Below are 18,646 nucleotides of genomic sequence, written 5' to 3'. Positions count from 1 at the left end.
CGAGACCGACCTCCTAACAAAGCCACGCCTCCCTCAGACCGCCAGCATCACCGCGCCGGCACCGCCCGCCGCGCGGGTCCGTCGTACGCGGACAGCGGTCGGATGAGCGCGTTCGACGCCCGCTGCTCGCGCACGTGCGCTGTCCAGCCCACCACCCGGGCGGCGACGAAGAGCGGCGTGAAGATCTCGGTGTCGAACCCCATCAGGCGGTACGCGGGCCCCGACGGGTAGTCCAGGTTCGGCAGGATCCCGGTGCGCTCCGCCATCGCCTCCGCCAGTGCGTCGTAGAGCTCGACCATCTCGGCGGCGCCCTCGTACTCCGCGACGCGGCGCATCGCCGCCTCCATCGTCGGGACCCGCGAGTCGCCCGACTTGTACACGCGGTGGCCGAACCCCATCACCTTGCGACGCTCGCCGAGCGCCGCCTCGAGCCACTCCCTCGACCGCGTCGGCGCCTCGGGACCGAGCCCGATCTCGTCGAAGACGTGCAGCACCGCCTCGTTCGCGCCACCGTGGAGCCGTCCCTTCAGAGCCCCCACGGCCGCCGTCACTGCGGAGTAGACGTCCGAGAGCGTGGAGGTGACGACCCTCGCCGTGAAGGTCGACGCGTTGAACGAGTGCTCGGCGTACAGGATCAGGGACACGCGGAACGCGTCGACCACGATCGGGTCGGGCACCTCGCCGAACGTCATCCAGAGGAAGTTCTCGCAGTAGTCGAGGTCCCTCCGCGGCGAGATCGGCTCCTGGGCGCGCCGCCGCCGCTGCGCGTAGGCGACGATCGCGGGCAGGGCCGCCCAGAGCCGCATCGACCGGTCCAGCACCGCCTCCGGATCGTCCGCGTCCGGCTCGGGGTCGAGCGCGCCGAGCACGCTGACGGCGGTCCGGACGACGTCCATCGGGTGCGCGCTCGTCGGGAGGACGTCGATCACCGACTTCACCTCGGCGGCGAGGCCGCGGTGCGAGCGCTCGAACGCCGTCAGCGACGCCCGTTCGGCGGTGGTCGGCAGCTCGCCCTGCCACAGCAGCCAGGCGACCTCCTCGAAGGAGCGGTCCGCCGCGAGCTCCTGGACGGGATACCCCCGGTACAGCAGCGAGTTCGACTCCGGGTCGACCTTCGAGATCGCCGTGGTGTCGACGACGACGCCCACGAGTCCCTTCCGGATGTCGTGATCGGTCGTGCTCATGTCCGCTCCTTCGCGAGATGGGCTGGTGCGCAGGGGTCTGCGCGGAGTCGTCAGGCGCCGTGGTGCTCGGCGAGGCTGAAGTCGAAGACGCCCTCGTCGAAGCGGCTGTAGGACGCGTAGTCGAGCAGCTCGTACAGCTCGGCCCTGGTCTGCATCCCCGGCACCTCGGCACGGAGGGAGCCGTCGGCCTTGAGCGTGTCGAGCGCTCGCATCGCGGCGCCCATCGCGATGCGCAAGAGCGAGACCGGGTAGATCACGATGTTCACGCCGACGTCGGCGAGCTGGCGGGCCGTGAACAGCTCGCTCTTGCCGAACTCGGTCATGTTCGCGAGCACCGGCACATCCACCGCCGCGCGGACCGCCTCGAACTCGCCGAGGTCGCGCATCGCCTCCGGGAAGATCGCGTCGGCTCCGGCGTCGACGAGCCGCTTGGCGCGGTCGATCGCCGCGTCGAGTCCGTCGATCGCCCGGATGTCGGTCCTCGCCATGATCACCAGGCCCGGATCGCGGCGCGCGTCGACCGCCGCGGCGATGCGGCGGACTGATGTGCTCTCGTCGACGACGGCCTTCCCGTCGAGGTGGCCGCAGCGCTTCGGATTGACCTGGTCCTCGATGTGGAGACCTGCGACTCCGGAGTCCTCGAGCATCTGCACGGTGCGCGCCACGTTGAGCGGCTCGCCGAAGCCGGTGTCCGCGTCGACGAGGACGGGCAGATCGGTCATGCGCGCGATCTGCTGCCCGCGCCCCGCGACCTCGCTGAGGGTCGTCAGGCCGATGTCCGGGAGGCCCAGCTCGGCCGACAGCACGGCGCCCGACACGTAGACGCCGTCGAAGCCCTTCTCCTCGATGAGGCGGGCCGAGAGCGGGGTGAACGCGCCCGGCAGCTGCAGCAGCTCACCCGTCGCGAGCCTCTCGCGGAAGAGTCGGCGCTTGTCGGCGGGAGTCCGGGTGGAGTGGAGCATCGGGGTCCTTCCCCTGAGGGCGAGGTCTGAGAGCTGCGGGGCGTGAGGCCCTCGTCGAATCTATACGCGCCGGGCCCGGGCCGGACGAGCGCTGGGAATCGGAGCTGCGGACCCCTCGGGATCGGCGGAGCCGGCCCGACCGCCCGCGGAGCGTCCCTTAACCTGGAACGGTCATGCTGCTTCTCGAGACCTCCACCCCCGATCCCGTGGCCGCCACCATCTCGTTCTTCGACTCCGACGCGTTCTGGACGATCATCCAGGTGGTGAGCATCATCGTCGGCGCCCTCGTCGTCCGAGTGATCGCGCACTTCGTGATCGGCCGCGTGGTCGATCAGATCGTCTCGGGAGTCAAGAAGCGCCAGCGCGTCGAGGACACTCAGGCGATCGCCGCGTCGCCGCTGGCCGCGGTCAGGGTCGTGCAGCGGACCAGGACGCTCGGGTCGATCCTGAACAACATCACCTCGATCCTCATCGTGATCATCGCGCTGGTGATGCTCGTGGGCGCGATCAGCCCCGATCTGATCAGCTCCTTCGCCCTGCTCACCGCGGCCCTCGGCGCCGGTCTCGGCTTCGGCGCCCAGAACATCGTCAAGGACGTACTGAACGGGCTCTTCATGGTCGCGGAGGACCAGCTCGGCGTCGGCGACGTCGTCGACACGGGCCAGGCGACCGGAGTCGTCGAGTCGGTGGGCGTGCGCATCACCCAGATCCGAGACGTGAACGGCACGCTCTGGTTCGTGCGGAACGGCGAGATCATCCGGGTCGGCAACATGTCGCAGGGCTGGTCGCGGGTCATCATCGACCTCGCCGTGCCCTACGAGACCGATCTCGAGACGGTCCAGTCGGCGATCCTGCAGACCGCCAACGAACTCGCGGCGAGCAGCCGCTGGCGGGCGCGCATCATCGACAAGCCGGAGCTGTGGGGCCTCGAGTCGATCGCGGACGACGCCCTGGTCATCCGACTCGTCCTGAAGACGCGGACGACGGCCAGGGACGACGTCGCCCGCGAGCTCCGGATCCGCCTCAAGCGGTCGCTCGACGCGCTCGATGTGAAGCTCCCCTCCCTCTCGGCGGTCGTGCTGAGCGGGTTCGAGGGGGCGGCGAGCGTCGGAGGCGCGAAGGGGCCGCGCACGACTCCGTCGCCCACCATCACCACCGAGCACGGCAAACCGGTGCGACTCCCCCGTGCGCTCCGCAGATCGAAGGAGCCGAGCCCGCCGGCCGACGGCGCCCCCACTCCTCCGGCTCAGGGGCCGCGCTCGTGAGCGGCCTGCAGATCGGCGGGACCCCTCCGCTGCGCAGCTTCTGGGAGCACCTCGGCGGCCGACCCACCTTCGAGCGGCTGGTGCGCCGCTTCTACGAGGGCGTCCGCGAGGACGAGGTCCTCTGGCCGATGTACCCCGAGCACGACCTCGAGGGCGCGATCCAGCGTCTCACCGGGTTCCTCGAGCAGTACTGGGGCGGCCCCAGCACCTACAGCCAGGAGCGGGGGCACCCGCGACTCCGGATGCGCCACCAGCCGTTCCGCGTGAACCCCGAGGCGCGGGACCACTGGCTCCAGCACATGCGGGTCGCGGTCGACGAGCTCGAGCTGGCGCCGGCCGACGACGCGATGCTCTGGGACTATCTGGAGCGCGCCGCCCACGCGATGGTCAACACCTTCGAGGAGTAGCCGGGACGCGCGCGCCGGCCGTCGGTGCCCGAACGGGGGAGGCGCGGGCCCGGATGCTCAGGAAGGGGTGCGCACGAGGACGTGTCCGCGCTTGGACGTCAGTCGGCGCCACGCCCCGCTCTCGAGCAGGGCGACGGGGTCGTCGGCTCCGAGGAAGCCGAGCGCGAAGAGCGCGAACGCCGCGCCGGCGGGGACGTCCTCGAGGCCCTCGAGCGGTCGTCCCCACACCGACGAGCGCACCCTCGAGACGATCTGCTCACCGGTCTGGGAACCGACCGCCGCGGCGATCTCGTCGATCCCCTCCCGGGCGACTCGCTCGAGGAAGACCGGATCGATCGGCTCGCGCCGGGTCCATCCCCCGCGCGGCGGGGCGATCCCCGCCCAGGCGCCGGCGGTCGCGTCGTCGCCGTCGGGAAGGGTGACCGGCTTGCCATCCGCGCCCCCCGGCTCCCACTGCAGCCGCGCGAGTCGATCGGAGAGCGCGCGGATGGGGACGACGCGGTCGAAGGAGGTCGGCTCGTCGAGCGCGAAGACCCGGAGACCCAGGACCGTCGAGGAGCGGTCGAGGATCCCGCGGGGCTGGAGGATGGCCGTGTAGGCGGCGAGGATCCGGTCCTGCGCCAGGAGCCGTACGGCGCCGTCGTCGACTCGGGCGGACCTGCCGAGGAAGACCCGCAGATCGGACAGGCTCGGAGGATCCGCGAGCGAGAAGGACGCACTCATCGCGTCGATAAACTTACCCGCAGCCGGTCGCGAGATCGGTCGACACCCCGGAGGTACCGTGCCCGATCCCCTGTCCTCCTTCCTGGCCGCGCTCGATCTGACGGACACGGGTGCTCGGACCAGCGAGGACATCTTCACCGGCCCGTCGCAGTGGATGCCCGAGGGACGCGTCTTCGGCGGACAGGTGCTCGCGCAGTCGCTGATTGCGGCGGGGCGCACGGTCGAGGAGGGCCGGAGTGTGCACTCGATGCACGGCTACTTCCTCCGGCCGGGCGACGTCGCCCACCCGATCACGTTCTCGGTCGATCGGATCCACGACGGGCGCTCGTTCTGCACCCGGCGGACCCAGGCCTACCAGAACGGAGCGCCGATCCTCTCGATGATCGCCTCGTTCCAGACCGACGACGAGGGCCTCGACCACCAGACGCCGATGCCCGAGGGGGTGCCCGATCCGGAGTCGCTGCCCAGCACCGCGGAGGTGCTCGCCGGCGTCGACCACCCGGTCGGCAGCTTCTGGGCGACCCAGAGGCCGTTCGACGTCCGCCACGTCGAGCAGCCCGTGTACCTCCGCGCCGATCCGCAGCGCATCGCGCACCAGAGCGTCTGGATGCGCGCGCTCGGCCCGCTGCCCGACGACCCGATGCTGCATCGCGCGGCGCTCGCCTACGCGAGCGACTACACGATCCTCGAGTCGGCGCTCCGCCGTCACGGCGCGGCCTGGATCACGCCGGGCCTGCGGATCGCGAGCCTCGACCACGCCATGTGGTGGCACCGGCCCGCGCGGGTCGACGAGTGGCTGCTGTACGTGCAGGAGGCGCCGAGCGCCTCGGGTGGGCGCGGCCTGTCGCTGGGCCGCATCTACTCCCGCGACGGCGTGCTCGTCGCGAGCGTCGCCCAGGAGGGCATGGTGCGCGTCCCGCGCGCCTGACCTCCGGCTCGCAGGACCGCCGCCCGGCTCACCTCCGCCTCGCGGAACCGCGTCCGGTTCGCAGGAACCCGTCCGGCTCGGAGAAGTCCGCCGTTCAGCCCCGCTTGGAGAACGTCACCGGCTCGTCGACGTAGGGAGCCCAGATGCTCCGGAGCTCCTCCGGGATCCGCTCCGGCCGCCCGGTCGCGGCGGTGACCATGACCAGCGTGGTCGCGGCCTTCGTGTAGAGCACCCGCGGCGCCACGCCGACGGGCGAGTAGAGCTCGTAGCAGACCTCGAGGCTGGCACCGCCGATCCGGCCGATCCACAGCTCGATGTCGATCGGAGCCCGCATGTACGGGATGGGGGCGGAGTACTCGATCTCCTGCCGGGCGATGAGGCTGATCGTGCGAGCACCGGGGCGCGCGTCGAGCACCGCCGTCGCCATCCCACCGGCCTCCGGCGAGTCCGGCCGCCAGAAGGCCTGGATGCGCGCCTCCTCGAGCAGGCGCAGCATCTCGGCGTTGTTGACGTGCGCGTAGGCGTCGAAGTCCGACCAGCGTAGCGGGATGGCGACGTGCAGGCGCATCAGTCGCGGGTGAGCTTGCGGTAGGCGGAGCGGTGCGGCTTGGCGGCGTCGGGGCCGAGGCGCTCGATCTTGTTCTCCTCGTACGCCTCGAAGTTGCCCTCGAACCAGTACCAGTTGGCCGGGTCCTCCTCCGTGCCCTCGTGCGAGAGGATGTGCGTCGCGATCCGGTCGAGGAACCAGCGATCGTGGGTGATCACCACGGCGCAGCCGGGGAACTCGAGCAGGGCGTTCTCGAGGCTGCCGAGGGTCTCCACGTCGAGGTCGTTGGTGGGCTCGTCGAGCAGGAGGAGGTTGCCGCCCTGCTTGAGCGTCAGCGCCAGGTTGAGGCGGTTGCGCTCTCCACCCGAGAGCACGCCGGCCTTCTTCTGCTGGTCGGGGCCCTTGAACCCGAACTGCGACACGTAGGCGCGCGAGGGGATCTCGGTCCGGCCGACCGTGATGTAGTCGTGGCCGTCCGAGACGACCTCCCACAGGTTCTTGTTCGGATCGATCCCGCCGCGGCTCTGGTCGACGTAGGAGATGTCGACCGTCTCGCCGATCTTGAGGTCGCCGGAGTCGAGCGGCTCGAATCCGACGATCGTCTTGAAGAGGGTGGTCTTGCCGACGCCGTTCGGGCCGATGACGCCGACGATCCCGTTGCGCGGGAGGGTGAAGCTGAGGTCGTCGATGAGCACCCGCTCGCCGAACGACTTGTGCAGCTTCTTGGCGTCGATGACCTGGGCGCCGAGGCGGGGGCCCACGGGGATGACGATCTCCTCGAAGTCGAGCACGCGGGTCTTCTCGGCCTCCGCTGCCATCTCCTCGTAGCGGGCGAGGCGCGCCTTCGACTTCGCCTGACGGCCCTTGGCGTTGCTGCGCACCCAGTCGAGCTCGGTGGTGAGGCGCTTGGCCAGCTTCGCGTCCTTCTTGCCCTGGACCTCGAGGCGAGCGCGCTTCTTCTCGAGGTAGGTCGAGTAGTTGCCCTCGTAGGGGTAGAGGTGTCCGCGGTCGACCTCGGCGATCCACTCCGCGACGTTGTCGAGGAAGTACCGGTCGTGAGTGACGGCGAGGACGGCGCCCGGGTACTTCGAGAGGAACTGCTCGAGCCAGAGCACGCTCTCGGCGTCGAGGTGGTTGGTGGGCTCGTCGAGCAGCAGCAGGTCGGGCTTCTGCAGGAGGAGCTTCGTCAGGGCGACCCGGCGCTTCTCTCCTCCGGAGAGGTTCGTGACGAGCGAGTCGCCGGGCGGGGTGCGCAGGGCGTCCATCGCCTGCTCGAGCTGGGAGTCGAGATCCCAGGCGTCGGCCGCGTCGATCGCCTCCTGCAGGACGCCCATCTCGGCGAGGAGCGTGTCGAAGTCGGCGTCGGGGTCGGCCATCGCCAGCGAGATCTCGTTGAAGCGGTCGATCTTGCCCTTGATCTCGCCCACGCCCTCCTGCACGTTCTCGAGGACCGTCTTCGTCTCGTCGAGCTCCGGCTCCTGCATGAGGATGCCGACGGAGTAGCCGGGGCTCAGCCGCGCCTCTCCGTTGCTCGGGGTGTCGAGCCCGGCCATGATCTTGAGGATCGTCGACTTGCCGGCACCGTTCGGGCCGACCACGCCGATCTTCGCGCCGGGCAGGAACGACATGGTGACGTCGTCCAGGATCAGCTTGTCGCCGACAGCCTTGCGGGCGCGCACCATCGAGTAAATGTATTCAGCCACTTCAGTCCCTCAACCGCTCGTACGTTCTCGGAGCCCCGCAGTCCGCCGGGCACGTCCCGGTGATCGGGAGGCCCTCGGCCGGATGCTGCCGTCTGCCGACCGCTCTGCCGCTCGAGAGGAGCGGGCGGTCCGGTGTCCGGGGCCGGTTCGAGGATACCGGCTGACGGCTGCGAGCGGGTCAGCCGTCGAGTGCGACGGTGCGGCCGACCAGGCAGGCGCCGGTCGCGATCGGAGCCGCGACGATCACGTGGACCCCGCCGCTCTTCGGCCCGTACTGGCCGATGAGGCACGCGTCCGACATCTTCACCGAGACCTGGACCGAGTCGGCCTCGAGGCCGACGGAGGTCTCGTCGGCGGTGAGCTGCATCGACTCCTTCGCGAAGCCGTTCGCGACGAGCGCGTCCACGACGCTCAGTCCCGGTGCCTCGGGATCGGCGTCCACGACCCCTCGGAGCACCTGCTCGAAGAACGGACGGTTCTCGTCGGCGGTCCCGCCGGGGACGAGGGCGATGGGGGCCGCCGGCGCCTCGGATGCGGTCTCGGCCGACGCCGACGAGGAGGCCGAGGCCGACGGCTCGGACGGCGCCGGCTCGGTGCAGCCCGAGAGCACCAGCAGGGACATCAGTACCGCCGCAGCGCGAGACATCGTGTGGCCGGCCGTCGCGGTCCGTGTCGTCACAGCGCTCCTTGCGTCAGGGCTCGTGCCGGCGGCAGCGGATCCCGCGCCGGACCCCCTCAGAACGGAGTGTCGATCGATTCTAACGACGGCTCGGCGGGCGCGATGGACACGTCGGACGGACCGGGCGACGCCGCTCCCCAGTCTCCGGAGGCCGAGGAGTCGGCCGAGGCCGGAGCATCCTCGCTCCATCCCGGCTCGGCGCTCGGGGCCGCCGGCGTCGTTCCCCGCCCGACCGTCCTGCTGTAGTTCGTCGTTCCCCAGGCGAGGTCGTGCCCGATCCCTTCTGCGGTGAGCGCCACGTCGGTCCCCGTCTTGCCGCCCGCCTCCCAGGCGCGGACGGTGAGTCGCCCGGTAACGATGATGCGATCGCCGCGCGCCAGCGAGGCGAGGGCGTTGCCCGCGAGCGAGTTGAACGTGTTCACGGTGTACCAGTTGGTCGCCCCGTCGACCCAGCGCTGGGCCGCGCGGTCGTACCTGCGCTGGGCGGACGCCAGGCGGAAGGTCGTCATCGCCGTGCCCGTGGTGGTGTCGATGCTGCGCGGATCGGTGCCGATGACTCCGATGACGGTCAGGGTGTCGGTCATTGTCGTGTCCTCTCGTCGGTGATCGCGAGTGCGATCGAGGCGGCGCCCGGGCGGAGGGGGCTGGTACCACCCGGGCGCCGCAGGAACAGTGTCACGACGAACGGCCCGCCTCCGGAGGGAGTGCGGGCCGTTCTGTGGACGGCGTCATGACGACGACGCCTGGGGAGGAGAGCTACGACGCCGTGATGTAGCGCGAGTAGGACTTGCGGATCTTGTTCACCTTCGGGAGCGCCACGGCGAGGCAGTAGCCCTGACCGGGGTTCTTCGCGAAGAAGTCCTGGTGGTAGTCCTCGGCCTCGAAGTAGACGCCCAGGGGCGAGATCTCGGTCACGATCGGACCCTCCCACCACTCGGCGGCGCGGTCGCGGGCCTCCTCGAAGAGCTCCTTCTCCTCATCGGTGGAGTAGAACATCGCCGAGCGGTACTGCGTGCCGACGTCGTTGCCCTGGCGGTTCAGCTGCCGCGGGTCGTGGAGCGTGAAGAAGACGTCGAGGATCACCGACTCCGGGATCACGTCGGGGTCGAAGGTGACCGCGACGGCCTCCGCGTGCCCGGTCCGACCCGTGCAGACGGCCTCGTAGGAGGGGTTCGGAGTGGATCCGCCGGTGTAGCCGGAGACGACGTCGGTGACGCCGTCGAGGACGCGGTAGACGGCGTCGAGACACCAGAAGCATCCTCCGGCGAGTACGAATGTGCGCATTGCGTGTGACTCACTTCCTGTCGCATCGACGCAGCCGGGGCGCCGGATGCGTCACACGAGTCAACACCCTGGCGGGTCCGCGCATTCCGCGGGGCGGAGCCGCTGGAATAGAGTCTGCGCGTGAGCTACGACGCCGCCCCTGACCGCTACGACCGCATGGACTACCGACGCGTGGGACGGAGCGGGCTGCTGCTGCCCGCCCTCTCCCTCGGTCTGTGGCACAACTTCGGTTCCGACCGCCCGCTCGACACCCAGCGCTCGATCCTGCGCCGCGCGTTCGATCTCGGGATCACGCACTTCGACCTCGCGAACAACTACGGCCCCCCGTACGGTGCGGCGGAGACCGCTTTCGGGAGGATCTTCGCCGAGGACTTCCGCCCCTACCGCGACGAGATCGTCCTCTCGTCGAAGGCCGGCTACGACATGTGGCCGGGACCCTACGGCGACGGCGGCTCGCGCAAGTACCTGCTCTCCTCGCTCGACCAGAGCCTCGAGCGCCTGGGAGTCGACTACGTCGACGTCTTCTACTCGCACCGACCCGATCCGGCGACCCCGATCGAGGAGACGATGGGTGCGCTCGCCTCCGCGGTGCAGCAGGGCAAGGCGCTCTACGTCGGCATCTCGAACTACGACCCGGAGCAGACCCGCGCCGCCCAGGCCGCGCTCGCGGCGACCGGGGTGCCCCTGCTCATCCACCAGCCCCGCTACTCGATGTTCGACCGGCACATCGAGGACGGCCTCTTCCCCGTCCTGCAGGAGCTCGGAGCGGGCTGCATCGTGTTCTCCCCGCTCGCTCAGGGCCTGCTGACCGACCGCTATCTCGACGGCAGCGTCCCGGAGGGGTCGCGCGCGGCCACCTCGCGCTTCCTGTCCTCCGACCGGATCGACGAGGTCTACCTCGAGCGCGTCCGGGGTCTCGCGGCGATCGCCGAGTCCCGCGGGCAGTCGGTGGCGCAGCTCGCCCTCAGCTGGGTGCTCCGATCTCCCGCGGTCACCAGCGCCGTCATCGGAGCCTCGAGCGTGCGCCAGCTCGAGCAGAACGTGGCCGCTCTCGACGCGGGCCCGCTCACTGCGGAGGAGACCGCGGCGATCGAGGAGTTCGCCGTGCACGGGACGGCCCTCTGATCCGGCCCGGGAGGCGTTGAGCCGACCCGTCAGCGCTCAGCCGACCCGTCGGGAACGCGGTGTCGGTGGTCGCTCGTAGTCTGCGAAGGCACTCGGCCGGCGGGTGCATCCGAGCACTCGAGCAGGAGGTACCGATGTCCCTGTCCACTCTCCACGCCACGCGGGTCCCCCCGACTCTGACGCGGGTCAACGCCCGCCTCTGGCGCGTGAGCACCTCGTCCGGCGCGGTCGTCGGCCACATCGAACTGGTCGACGATCCGCGCGGCGAGAAGTTCCGAGCCCGCCTCCTCCGCGCGGGGATGCCGTCGGGCGCCGAGATCGGCGAGTTCTGGAGCGTCGACGACGCCGTCGAGGTCTTCCGCGTCGCCTGACGAGGGGCGCCGCGCCGATCGTCGACCGGTCGGCGCGTCAAGCCGCCGCTCCGGCCGCTGCGGGCTAACGTTCCGCTCATGCAGTGGTGGAACGAATTCGTGACATGGGTCCAGACGACCGACGGGCACCGATCGGTGTTCCTCGCCGTGATCATCCTGCTCGCGGTCGTGATCGGGGTGGTGGTGACCGCCGCCGTCTTTCGCGCCTCGATCGCGCGCCTGATCCGTCAGCAGGAGCACGAGCGCAAGAACGCGGTGATCGCGACGCTCATCGACGCCGCGGTCGACGCGTCCGCGTGGAACGTGCTCAGCCAGTCCGAGCGCATCCTGAGCGACCGTGCGGCCGCCCAGGCCGAGACGCACCTCCGTCTGCTCCCGATCAAGGGGTCGGGCGTCGCCGCGAACTGGGCGGCGCACGAGCTCGCCGAGCTCAAGCACACCTCCTCGACCGGCGGGTACCAGACCCAGGCGAGCGTGGGCGAGTTCCGCGACCGTCTCGTCCAGTGGCGCGACAAGCCGAACCGGGCGCGGAAGCTGTTCCTCGCCGATCTCGAGCGCTGGCGCTTCTCCGAGACCTCGCGAGGCGAGACGCGTCCGGCACCCGCCGGCACCGAGTCGTCATCGACCGACGGCTCGTCCGCCGAACGCACTCCGGAGCCGGCGGCCCCGTCCCCCGCGCAGGCCGGCCCGGTCGTGGTCGGCACCGGAGCGAGCGACTCGGACGACTCCTACCAGCGCCCCTCGACGCCGACCATCGTTCTCCCGCCCGCGCCGGCGGGTTCCTCCCACGACGAAACGCGTCAGCTTCTCGACGACGTCGACCGTCTCGACGTGCCCTCCCGCGAGCGCACCGTCGAGGAGCTGCCTCCCGTCGACAGCACTCCGACCGCGTCGGAGGGGGACGCGGACGAGGAGCGGGCCGAGTCTCCGAAGACGGCGACCGCCGTGCGCACGGCCGACTGACCACCGTTCACGCAGAGAAGGCCCCGACCGCTGGTGCGGTCGGGGCCTTCTCCGTGGTGCGGGTGGTGCGGGTTGTACGACTCAGACGTGTGCATCACGTGCACGAGCGACTCGGCCGACCAGCACGGCGAGGGGCGCCGCGACGATCGTCCACGCGACGGCGATTCCACCGAGAATGGCGAGGAGCAGCATGGTCATACCTCCGTTCCTTACGTCGTTGTAATTCCGGACACCCCAAGACTAGGTGCCTGATTCACAGTGGAGTCGCCGTTCCTCCGAAACACGCCGGTGTTGCCTCGAAATTGACGGTGTGTTAGGGGATTCCGAGTGCATGCGCGGCTCCGGCGACCCGGCGCCCGGACCTCGGCTCCTACCGCTAGTACGGTGCCCCCGGCAGGAATCGAACCTGCGGCCAAGAGATTAGAAGGCTCCTGCTCTATCCGCTGAGCTACGGGGGCGTCGGGCAACCAGAGTACCGGGCGCGGGCCGCCCGGGCCGGAGCGACTCCGCAGGCCTGCCGAGGAGTCGTCACGCTCCTCGGACGAGACCGACGACGCCGACGACCAGCGACACCGCGGCGAGAGCGAGGGAGACGCCGATCAGGATCGTGTGGACGCGGAGGAACGCCGTCGCCCTCCCGCTCGCGTCGCGGGCCCGCGGATCCTTGCGGATGCGCCGGAGGAACGGCGGCCAGACCACCGCGTTCCACACGGCGTTGGCGATCAGGATCCAGCAGACGAGCGTCATCACGGTGTGCCAGTGTAGGTCGGCGGCTGGCGGGCGCCCGGAGCGTGTCGGCTCCCGCGGATAGACTTCGGGCATGAGTAGCGCGCCCGACCGTCTTGTCTGGATCGATTGCGAGATGACGGGGCTGGACCTCGCTGTCGACGAGCTCGTCGAGATCGCCGTCATCGTCACCGACTTCGAGCTGGAGCCCCTCGACGAGGGACTCTCGATCGTGATCCGGCCCGATTCCTCGGCACTCGAGAACATGGGCGACTTCGTGCGGACGATGCACGAGACCTCGGGGCTCCTCGACGAGATCCCCTCGGGCAAGAGCGTCGCCGAGGCCGAGTACGAGGTGCTCGAGTACGTCCTCAAGCACGTCCCCGCCGAGCAGCACGCGCCGCTCGCCGGCAACTCGATCGGGACCGATCGCTCCTTCCTCGTGAAGTACATGCCCAAGCTCGACTCCCACCTGCACTACCGCAACGTCGACGTCTCCACGGTGAAGGAGCTCGCGCGACGCTGGTTCCCCCGCGTCTACTTCAATGCTCCGGCCAAGAACGGCGGGCACCGCGCCCTGGCGGACATCCTCGAGAGCATCCGCGAGCTGCGCTACTACCGGCGTGCCGCGTTCATCGGCGAGCCGGGCCCGACGACGGCCGAGGTGCAGGCCGTGTCGGCCGCCGTCGTGGACGAGTTCGCTTCGCGGATGTAGTACTCTCGTACAGTTGCTTCGCGGGGTCAGCCCCGCGGAACGCGATCCTGGTGGGTATAGCTCAGTTGGCAGAGCGCCTGGTTGTGGTCTAGGAGGTCGCGGGTTCGAGCCCCGTTACTCACCCCAGTTATCAGGAGCACCGGCATCAGGAGCACGGGCATCAGGAGCACCGGCCGCGTCGCGGATCAGTGTTCAAGAGATCGGTGTCCAAGAGATCAGTGTCCAGAAGATCGGTGCTGCAGAGTAGGTGCCGGCGAGAGGCCCGGAGTCGAAGGACTCCGGGCCTCTCGCGTTCCGTCACTGCCGTCAGAGGAGGAGGGCGTCATGCTCCAGCTGGACGAGGCGGCCTTCGAGGCCCTCGTCGTCGCCGAGCTCGACGCGCTCCCCGACGACATGGTCGACGGGCTCGACAATGTCGTGTTCGTCGTCGAGGACCGGCCGGAAGACGGCTCGCTCGATCTCCTCGGGATCTACGACGGGGTCGCGCTGACCGAGCGCGAGAGATACGGATTCGGCGAGATGCCCGATCGCATCGTGCTCTTCCGCGAGCCGCACCTCGCCGCCTGCGACGACCTCGACGAGCTGCGGGACGAGATCCACGTGACCCTCGTGCACGAGATCGCGCACTTCTACGGGATCGACGACGACCGCCTCCACGAGCTCGGCTGGGCCTGAGGCTCAGGCCACGACGCCGCTGGTGTCGAGCACCAGGTCGGCACCAGCACGGGGATCCTCCCGTTCGCTGTAGCGCCGGAACTGGCCGTCCCAGTCGTCCCAGTGCGCCTCGAAGAGCGCGCCGTCGCGGGCGAGCGCGCGCCGCCTCCGCTCCTCCTCCCCCGCCTCCACCCACAGGGTGAGCCCGGCCCTGGCGCGATTCGCGACTCCCGCGGCCCCGCACCCCTCGAGCAGGAGCAGCGGCGCCCGCACCACTCGGGAGCCCGCTGTCGTGCCCGCCGCCCAGTTCCACGGCTGCCAGTGGGCCGGGAGCCCGAGCGAGTGCGGACGCACGAGCTGCCGGTGGCTGGCGTCGACGGCTCGGTCGAGACCGGACCACCCCGGGTAGAGATCGTCCATCCGCACGAGGGCCGCCTCGGGGGCGCCCGGTGTCGCCCTCACCTGGCGCAGGAGCTCGACCGCGAGCGTCGACTTCCCGGAGCCGCTCGGCCCGTCGACGAGGATCGTGCGCACCCTGCGGTCGACGACTCTGCGCGCCAGAGAGCGGAGCACACGGGAGGCGGGTGTCGCGCCGCCCGCGCCCGGATCAGACATCGAGCAGGAAGCTCCAGGTGCCCGCGAGCACCGCTGACGCGACCGCGAGACCGGCGACGACGACGCCGCCGAGGATCAGGAGCAGGTCTCCCGCACGCAGGCGCGACTCCCGCGCCCAGGTGCGGGGAACATCCGACCCGAAGCCCTTCGCCTCCATCGCCGTCGCGAGCCGGCTGCCGCGACGGATCGCGAGCACCAGGAGGGAGAACGCGCGGGACGCGAGACTCCGCAGTGCGTGGACCGGACCTCTGCCGTCGGCGACCCCGCGAGCGCGCCGGGCCATCGCGAGCGTCCGCCAGTCCTCGACCAGCAGGCCGACGAGCCGCATCCCGGCCAGTCCGCCCAGGACGAACCGGGACGGCAGCCGGAGGATCTGCGCCAGGCCGTCCGCGAGGTCGGTGGGATCGGTCGTCGCGATGAGCACCACGCTCGGGAGCCCGATCGCGAGTACCCGCAGTGCGACCGCGGCGCCCAGGGCGACCGACCCCTCCGTGACGCTGACGATGAGGAACTGGGCGAGAACCGCTCCCTCGTCGCGCCCGTAGAGGACCGTCGTGGCACCCGCCAGCGGCGCGGCGATCCACAGCGGCGCCGTGCGCCGGAGCAGGTCCGGCAGACGGAGCCCGGCGAACGGCAGCACCAGGAGCTCGAGGGCGAGCGCTGTGGCGGCCGACACCGCGTCGACCGTCAGCACGAGGACGACGGCGATCACGAGGCTCGCGAGGAGCTTCGCGACGGGGTTGGCGCGGGCGATCGCGCCGCGGGCGGGGACCGCGTCGAGGAGGGTCATCGCGGTGCTCCCGCCGGAGCGCCGATCAGGACGGTCGCATCCGCGAGGGCCGCGACCAGGTGCTCGTCGTGCGTCACGGTGAGGATCGCGCGGCCGTCGTCGCGCAGTTCGGCCAGCAGATCGACGAGGACCTGCCACGTGTTCCGATCCTGCCCGAAGGTCGGCTCATCGAGGACGACGGCCAGCGGGCGTCGGACGAGGGCCGACGCGACCGCCAGCCTCCGCTTCTCCCCTCCGGAGAGGGTGAACGGGTTGGCCTCGGCCAGAGCGTCGAGCCCGAGCCGCTGCAGCACCTCGTCGGCGCGCCGCCGCTCGGCGCCGTCGCGTGCGCCCAGCTCCAGCTCGTGCCGGACGCGGGCGGTGAGGAACTGGTGCTCGGGCTCCTGGAAGACCATTGCGACACGATCGGCGAGCTGCGCCGAGCTCCAGCGGTGCGGATGGCCGGAGGCTCCGTCGGCCAGTGCCGCCGACGCGCGTACCTCGCCCGCGACCGGCGGGAGGAGCCCGGCGAGGGTGAGCGCGAGCGTCGACTTGCCCGCTCCGTTCGGTCCCAGGACGGCGGTCACCCTCCCCGAGTCGATCTCGACGTCGAGGCCGGAGGCGACCGGTGCCGGACGACGACGGCCGAAGACGGGCCGCGCCACCGCCAGGGACTCGGCGACCAGCGCGGCGGGTGCCGGACACCCCGTCGCCGCCCGCCGCTCGGGAACGTCGCCGGGCAGCCACACACCCGCAGCGACGAGAGTCGCTCGGGCTCCGGCGAGCACCGCGTCGGGTGCACCGTCGGTGAGGACCGAGCCGTCCGCTCCGAGGACGACGATGCGGTCGACCAGGTCGATCCACACGTCGACGCGGTGCTCGACGACGACCAGCGTCGCTCCGGACCGACGGGTGCTGCGCTCGACGGCCGCGCGCACCTCCTGCACGCCCACCGGATCGAGATTGGCCGTCGGCTCGTCGAGGAGGAGGAGGCGCGGCTGCATCGCGAGCACGCCCGCGAGAGCCAGCCGCTGCTTCTGCCCGCCCGACAGGGCCGACGTCGAGCGGTCGAGCGGCACGTCGAGCCCGACGTCGTCGAGTGCCCGGCGCACGCGCTCGGGGATGTCGCCGCGAGGGACCCCGAGGTTCTCGCAGGCGAAGCCGACGTCGTCGCCGACGCGTGCGAGGACCGCCTGCGTGTCCGGGTCCTGGAGGACGAGGCCGGCGGTGCCCCGTCGATCCAGCGGCGAGGCACCGTCGAGCGACAGCTCACCCGAGGATGCACCGTCCTCCTCGCCGCCGAGCACGCCGGCGAGGGCGTGCAGGAGGGTGCTCTTGCCCGCTCCGGAGGGCCCCAGCAGCAGGATCCGCTCCCCCGGGCCGACGTCGAGATCGAGGCCGGTCACCGCGGTGCTGGAGCGGCCGGCGTGCCGCCAGCTCCAGCCGCGGGCCCGGATCGACGCGCCCGTCATCGAGAGCCGACGCCCGCTCCCTCGACCACGCGGCCCTCGCGGCCCGATGCGAACCGATCGAGTGCTCCGGAGGCGGCGAGTGCGCGGACCGCGAACCAGGGCAGGAGACCGGCCAGGACGACTCCGGACACGATCGACGAGACCACGTAGACGGTCGCGAAGAGACCGTCGACGCCGGGGTAGTAGACGATCAGGTCGTTGATCGCGAGCGCGAGACCTGACGCGGCGCCCGCCAGCATCGCGACGATCGGGCGTCCGCTGCGGTACAGGAAGAGGGCGAGCACGATCTCGGCGCCGAGGCCCTGGACGAGGCCGGACAGCAGCACGAAGAAGCCCCACTGCGTGCCGATCAGGCCCGAGACGAGGGCAGCGACGAGCTCGGTGAAGAGGGCGGCGCCGGGCTTCCTGATGATCAGGCCGCCGAGCACACCGGCGAAGAGCCAGCCGCCGCCGAGGATCCCGCCGAGGCCGGGGAGGAAGTCGAAGGCGATGCCGAGGACGTTCGTCGCGAGGCCCCAGGCCCAGAAGACGATGCCGCTCGCGACGGCGATGACGCTCGCGACCACGATGTCGACCACCCTCCAGCGGAGGGTGCGACCGGAGCGGCGCGGAGAGGAGGAGGAGACTGCTGTGTTCTGCACTGACGTGCCCTTTCGTGTGAGCGAATGGAGGGCACGGGTATCAAGAGGAGATCGAAACGTTCCTTCGCTGGCATGACCCAGATCAGGTTCGACGGTCGAAGGCTGCGTGCCTTCCTCTCAGCCCGGTGCACCGGACTCCCGTGTTCGTCAGCAATCATAGACAGCATGTCGTGGTCGGTGGTGCTCGTCCTCGCAGCGGTGCTCCTCGTCCTGCTGCAGGCACTGCTCTGGCAGCGGAGGCGGCGGATCCGGCGAGAGCTGCTGACCTACGGCACCTGCGTACCCGGACGCGTCCTCGCGCACGACCCCGCGCGCGGTGATCGAGCGGCGGCCGCCGAACTGGGCAGGCTCCTGGTGGAGTACCGGCTCGACGACGGGCGCGAGCGCCGTGCTCTCAAGGTCCCGCAGAGGCGGGGAGACGCGTGGATGGCCGGCGAACCGGTCGCGGTGATCTACGACCCGCGCCGCCCGGACGACGTCGAGCGCCTGATCGTCGGATTCGGGCGCACGCAGAAGAAGTGGTTCACGGCCCGCCAGCAGCGCGTGCGCTGAGCGGCCGCGCTACTTCTTGAGAGCTCGGATGATGCGGGCGAGCGCCTTGCCGGTCACCCAGACGAAGGGGATGCCCACGGCGAGCACGGAGACCACGTTCGGCTGGAAGCGCAGGCCGAGGTCGTCCTTGATGTAGGCGCCGATCGGGACGACCGCGCCGCCTCCGCCACCGCCCCCGCCCTCCTGGCCGTCCTCCGAACCGCTGCCTCCGCCGAAGCCGAACCAGCGCAGGGACACCGGGACCAGCGACACGCCGTCGACCGTCACGGGCTCCCCGTAGATCGTCGCGGCACCCGCAGAGGTGACTTTGTCGGCCAGGGACACAGCGATGTTGGGCATGTCCGAACGCTACTCCGCGCCT

At 70.8% G+C, this 18,646-nt stretch carries 23 protein-coding genes, 2 tRNA genes and 1 riboswitch; of the genes, 10 read left to right on the top strand and 15 right to left on the bottom strand.

The window, feature by feature from the left end:
- Window positions 1–47 precede the first annotated feature (47 nt).
- The gene (locus B9Y99_RS06775) at window positions 48–1,184 is read right to left on the bottom strand and encodes a bifunctional 2-methylcitrate synthase/citrate synthase (RefSeq protein WP_085475753.1); all 1,137 of its coding nucleotides are present in this window, start codon (window positions 1,182–1,184) and stop codon (window positions 48–50) included.
- Window positions 1,185–1,234: 50 nt separating this feature from the next.
- The gene (gene prpB, locus B9Y99_RS06770; RefSeq protein ID WP_085475752.1) at window positions 1,235–2,146 is read right to left on the bottom strand and encodes a methylisocitrate lyase; all 912 of its coding nucleotides are present in this window, start codon (window positions 2,144–2,146) and stop codon (window positions 1,235–1,237) included.
- Between the two features lie 173 nt (window positions 2,147–2,319).
- Here prpB and B9Y99_RS06765 point away from each other — a divergent pair, with 173 nt between their 5' ends.
- Both B9Y99_RS06765 and B9Y99_RS06760 read left to right on the top strand, forming a co-directional pair.
- Entirely contained in the window at window positions 2,320–3,411 is a 1,092-nt protein-coding gene (locus tag B9Y99_RS06765) for a mechanosensitive ion channel family protein (RefSeq protein ID WP_085475751.1), read from the top strand.
- Window positions 3,408–3,818 (top strand): globin, encoded by a 411-nt coding sequence (locus tag B9Y99_RS06760; protein ID WP_280157849.1) that lies wholly within the window; start codon window positions 3,408–3,410, stop codon window positions 3,816–3,818. Before B9Y99_RS06765 ends, B9Y99_RS06760 begins: the two co-directional genes overlap by 4 nt.
- 57 nt (window positions 3,819–3,875) lie before the next feature.
- On the opposite strand, the gene B9Y99_RS06755 is transcribed toward B9Y99_RS06760, so the two are convergent.
- Window positions 3,876–4,541: a DUF8185 domain-containing protein gene (locus B9Y99_RS06755; protein ID WP_085475750.1), complete on the bottom strand. Its 666-nt coding sequence runs from the start codon at window positions 4,539–4,541 to the stop codon at window positions 3,876–3,878.
- Window positions 4,542–4,599: 58 nt separating this feature from the next.
- On the opposite strand from B9Y99_RS06755, the gene B9Y99_RS06750 reads away from it, so the two are divergent.
- A complete protein-coding gene (locus tag B9Y99_RS06750; RefSeq protein WP_244274788.1) occupies window positions 4,600–5,469 on the top strand; it encodes an acyl-CoA thioesterase in 870 nt (289 codons plus the stop codon).
- A gap of 94 nt (window positions 5,470–5,563) precedes the next feature.
- Here the strand turns inward: B9Y99_RS06750 and B9Y99_RS06745 are convergent, their stop codons facing one another.
- The 5 genes from B9Y99_RS06745 to msrA all read right to left on the bottom strand — a co-directional run bounded on the left by B9Y99_RS06745 (window position 5,564) and on the right by msrA (window position 9,682).
- Window positions 5,564–6,037, bottom strand: coding sequence for an acyl-CoA thioesterase (locus tag B9Y99_RS06745; RefSeq protein ID WP_085475749.1), 474 nt, complete (start codon window positions 6,035–6,037; stop codon window positions 5,564–5,566).
- A complete protein-coding gene (gene ettA / locus B9Y99_RS06740) occupies window positions 6,037–7,719 on the bottom strand; it encodes an energy-dependent translational throttle protein EttA (protein ID WP_085475748.1) in 1,683 nt (560 codons plus the stop codon). The genes B9Y99_RS06745 and ettA overlap by 1 nt, the downstream gene beginning before the upstream one ends.
- Window positions 7,720–7,897: 178 nt before the next feature.
- Complete coding sequence (locus B9Y99_RS18730; RefSeq protein ID WP_165759552.1) at window positions 7,898–8,398, bottom strand: DUF6993 domain-containing protein; 501 nt, start codon at window positions 8,396–8,398, stop codon at window positions 7,898–7,900.
- A gap of 56 nt (window positions 8,399–8,454) precedes the next feature.
- Window positions 8,455–8,982: a single-stranded DNA-binding protein gene (locus tag B9Y99_RS06730; RefSeq protein ID WP_085475747.1), complete on the bottom strand. Its 528-nt coding sequence runs from the start codon at window positions 8,980–8,982 to the stop codon at window positions 8,455–8,457.
- A gap of 172 nt (window positions 8,983–9,154) precedes the next feature.
- Complete coding sequence (gene msrA, locus B9Y99_RS06725) at window positions 9,155–9,682, bottom strand: peptide-methionine (S)-S-oxide reductase MsrA (protein ID WP_085475746.1); 528 nt, start codon at window positions 9,680–9,682, stop codon at window positions 9,155–9,157.
- Between the two features lie 120 nt (window positions 9,683–9,802).
- Here msrA and B9Y99_RS06720 point away from each other — a divergent pair, with 120 nt between their 5' ends.
- The 3 genes from B9Y99_RS06720 (at window position 9,803) to B9Y99_RS06710 (ending at window position 12,141) form a co-directional block, all read left to right on the top strand.
- On the top strand, window positions 9,803–10,807 hold the full coding sequence (locus B9Y99_RS06720) for an aldo/keto reductase (protein WP_085475745.1): 1,005 nt from the start codon (window positions 9,803–9,805) through the stop codon (window positions 10,805–10,807).
- A 134-nt stretch (window positions 10,808–10,941) separates the two neighbouring features.
- Window positions 10,942–11,178, top strand: coding sequence for a hypothetical protein (locus B9Y99_RS06715; RefSeq protein ID WP_085475744.1), 237 nt, complete (start codon window positions 10,942–10,944; stop codon window positions 11,176–11,178).
- Between the two features lie 99 nt (window positions 11,179–11,277).
- Window positions 11,278–12,141 (top strand): LapA family protein, encoded by an 864-nt coding sequence (locus B9Y99_RS06710; RefSeq protein WP_129587922.1) that lies wholly within the window; start codon window positions 11,278–11,280, stop codon window positions 12,139–12,141.
- A 385-nt stretch (window positions 12,142–12,526) separates the two neighbouring features.
- On the opposite strand, the gene B9Y99_RS06705 is transcribed toward B9Y99_RS06710, so the two are convergent.
- Window positions 12,527–12,599 (bottom strand) — tRNA-Arg (locus B9Y99_RS06705).
- 70 nt (window positions 12,600–12,669) lie between these two features.
- Window positions 12,670–12,888: an SCO4848 family membrane protein gene (locus B9Y99_RS06700; protein WP_208856917.1), complete on the bottom strand. Its 219-nt coding sequence runs from the start codon at window positions 12,886–12,888 to the stop codon at window positions 12,670–12,672.
- A 73-nt stretch (window positions 12,889–12,961) separates the two neighbouring features.
- Here B9Y99_RS06700 and orn point away from each other — a divergent pair, with 73 nt between their 5' ends.
- The 3 genes from orn (at window position 12,962) to B9Y99_RS06685 (ending at window position 14,257) form a co-directional block, all read left to right on the top strand.
- The gene (gene orn, locus B9Y99_RS06695; protein ID WP_085475741.1) at window positions 12,962–13,582 is read left to right on the top strand and encodes an oligoribonuclease; all 621 of its coding nucleotides are present in this window, start codon (window positions 12,962–12,964) and stop codon (window positions 13,580–13,582) included.
- Window positions 13,583–13,632: 50 nt separating this feature from the next.
- A tRNA-His gene (locus tag B9Y99_RS06690) sits at window positions 13,633–13,708 on the top strand.
- A 198-nt stretch (window positions 13,709–13,906) separates the two neighbouring features.
- A complete protein-coding gene (locus tag B9Y99_RS06685; RefSeq protein ID WP_085475740.1) occupies window positions 13,907–14,257 on the top strand; it encodes a metallopeptidase family protein in 351 nt (116 codons plus the stop codon).
- A gap of 3 nt (window positions 14,258–14,260) precedes the next feature.
- Here B9Y99_RS06685 and B9Y99_RS06680 read toward each other — a convergent pair whose 3' ends face one another.
- From B9Y99_RS06680 to B9Y99_RS06665, 4 genes are read right to left on the bottom strand one after another with little or no spacing between them, the layout of a single operon-like run.
- A complete protein-coding gene (locus tag B9Y99_RS06680; RefSeq protein ID WP_085475739.1) occupies window positions 14,261–14,851 on the bottom strand; it encodes a nucleoside/nucleotide kinase family protein in 591 nt (196 codons plus the stop codon).
- Window positions 14,844–15,641, bottom strand: a complete 798-nt coding sequence (locus tag B9Y99_RS06675; protein WP_085475738.1) for an energy-coupling factor transporter transmembrane component T family protein — start codon at window positions 15,639–15,641, stop codon at window positions 14,844–14,846. Before B9Y99_RS06675 ends, B9Y99_RS06680 begins: the two co-directional genes overlap by 8 nt.
- Window positions 15,638–17,092, bottom strand: a complete 1,455-nt coding sequence (locus B9Y99_RS06670; protein ID WP_085475737.1) for an ABC transporter ATP-binding protein — start codon at window positions 17,090–17,092, stop codon at window positions 15,638–15,640. The genes B9Y99_RS06675 and B9Y99_RS06670 overlap by 4 nt, the downstream gene beginning before the upstream one ends.
- The gene (locus B9Y99_RS06665; protein WP_085475736.1) at window positions 17,089–17,733 is read right to left on the bottom strand and encodes an ECF transporter S component; all 645 of its coding nucleotides are present in this window, start codon (window positions 17,731–17,733) and stop codon (window positions 17,089–17,091) included. The genes B9Y99_RS06670 and B9Y99_RS06665 overlap by 4 nt, the downstream gene beginning before the upstream one ends.
- A gap of 42 nt (window positions 17,734–17,775) precedes the next feature.
- Window positions 17,776–17,884: riboswitch (TPP riboswitch) on the bottom strand.
- A 14-nt stretch (window positions 17,885–17,898) separates the two neighbouring features.
- Between B9Y99_RS06665 and B9Y99_RS06660 the strand changes: the two genes are divergently transcribed.
- On the top strand, window positions 17,899–18,285 hold the full coding sequence (locus B9Y99_RS06660; protein ID WP_085475735.1) for a DUF3592 domain-containing protein: 387 nt from the start codon (window positions 17,899–17,901) through the stop codon (window positions 18,283–18,285).
- A 9-nt stretch (window positions 18,286–18,294) separates the two neighbouring features.
- On the opposite strand, the gene B9Y99_RS06655 is transcribed toward B9Y99_RS06660, so the two are convergent.
- The gene (locus tag B9Y99_RS06655; RefSeq protein ID WP_085475734.1) at window positions 18,295–18,624 is read right to left on the bottom strand and encodes a hypothetical protein; all 330 of its coding nucleotides are present in this window, start codon (window positions 18,622–18,624) and stop codon (window positions 18,295–18,297) included.
- Window positions 18,625–18,646 lie beyond the last annotated feature (22 nt).

Source organism: Rathayibacter oskolensis (genome assembly GCF_900177245.1).
Lineage (GTDB): Bacteria > Actinomycetota > Actinomycetes > Actinomycetales > Microbacteriaceae > Rathayibacter > Rathayibacter oskolensis.
The sequence above is the reverse complement of the archived record's forward strand: the minus strand, read 5'-3'. Positions and strand labels throughout refer to the sequence as shown.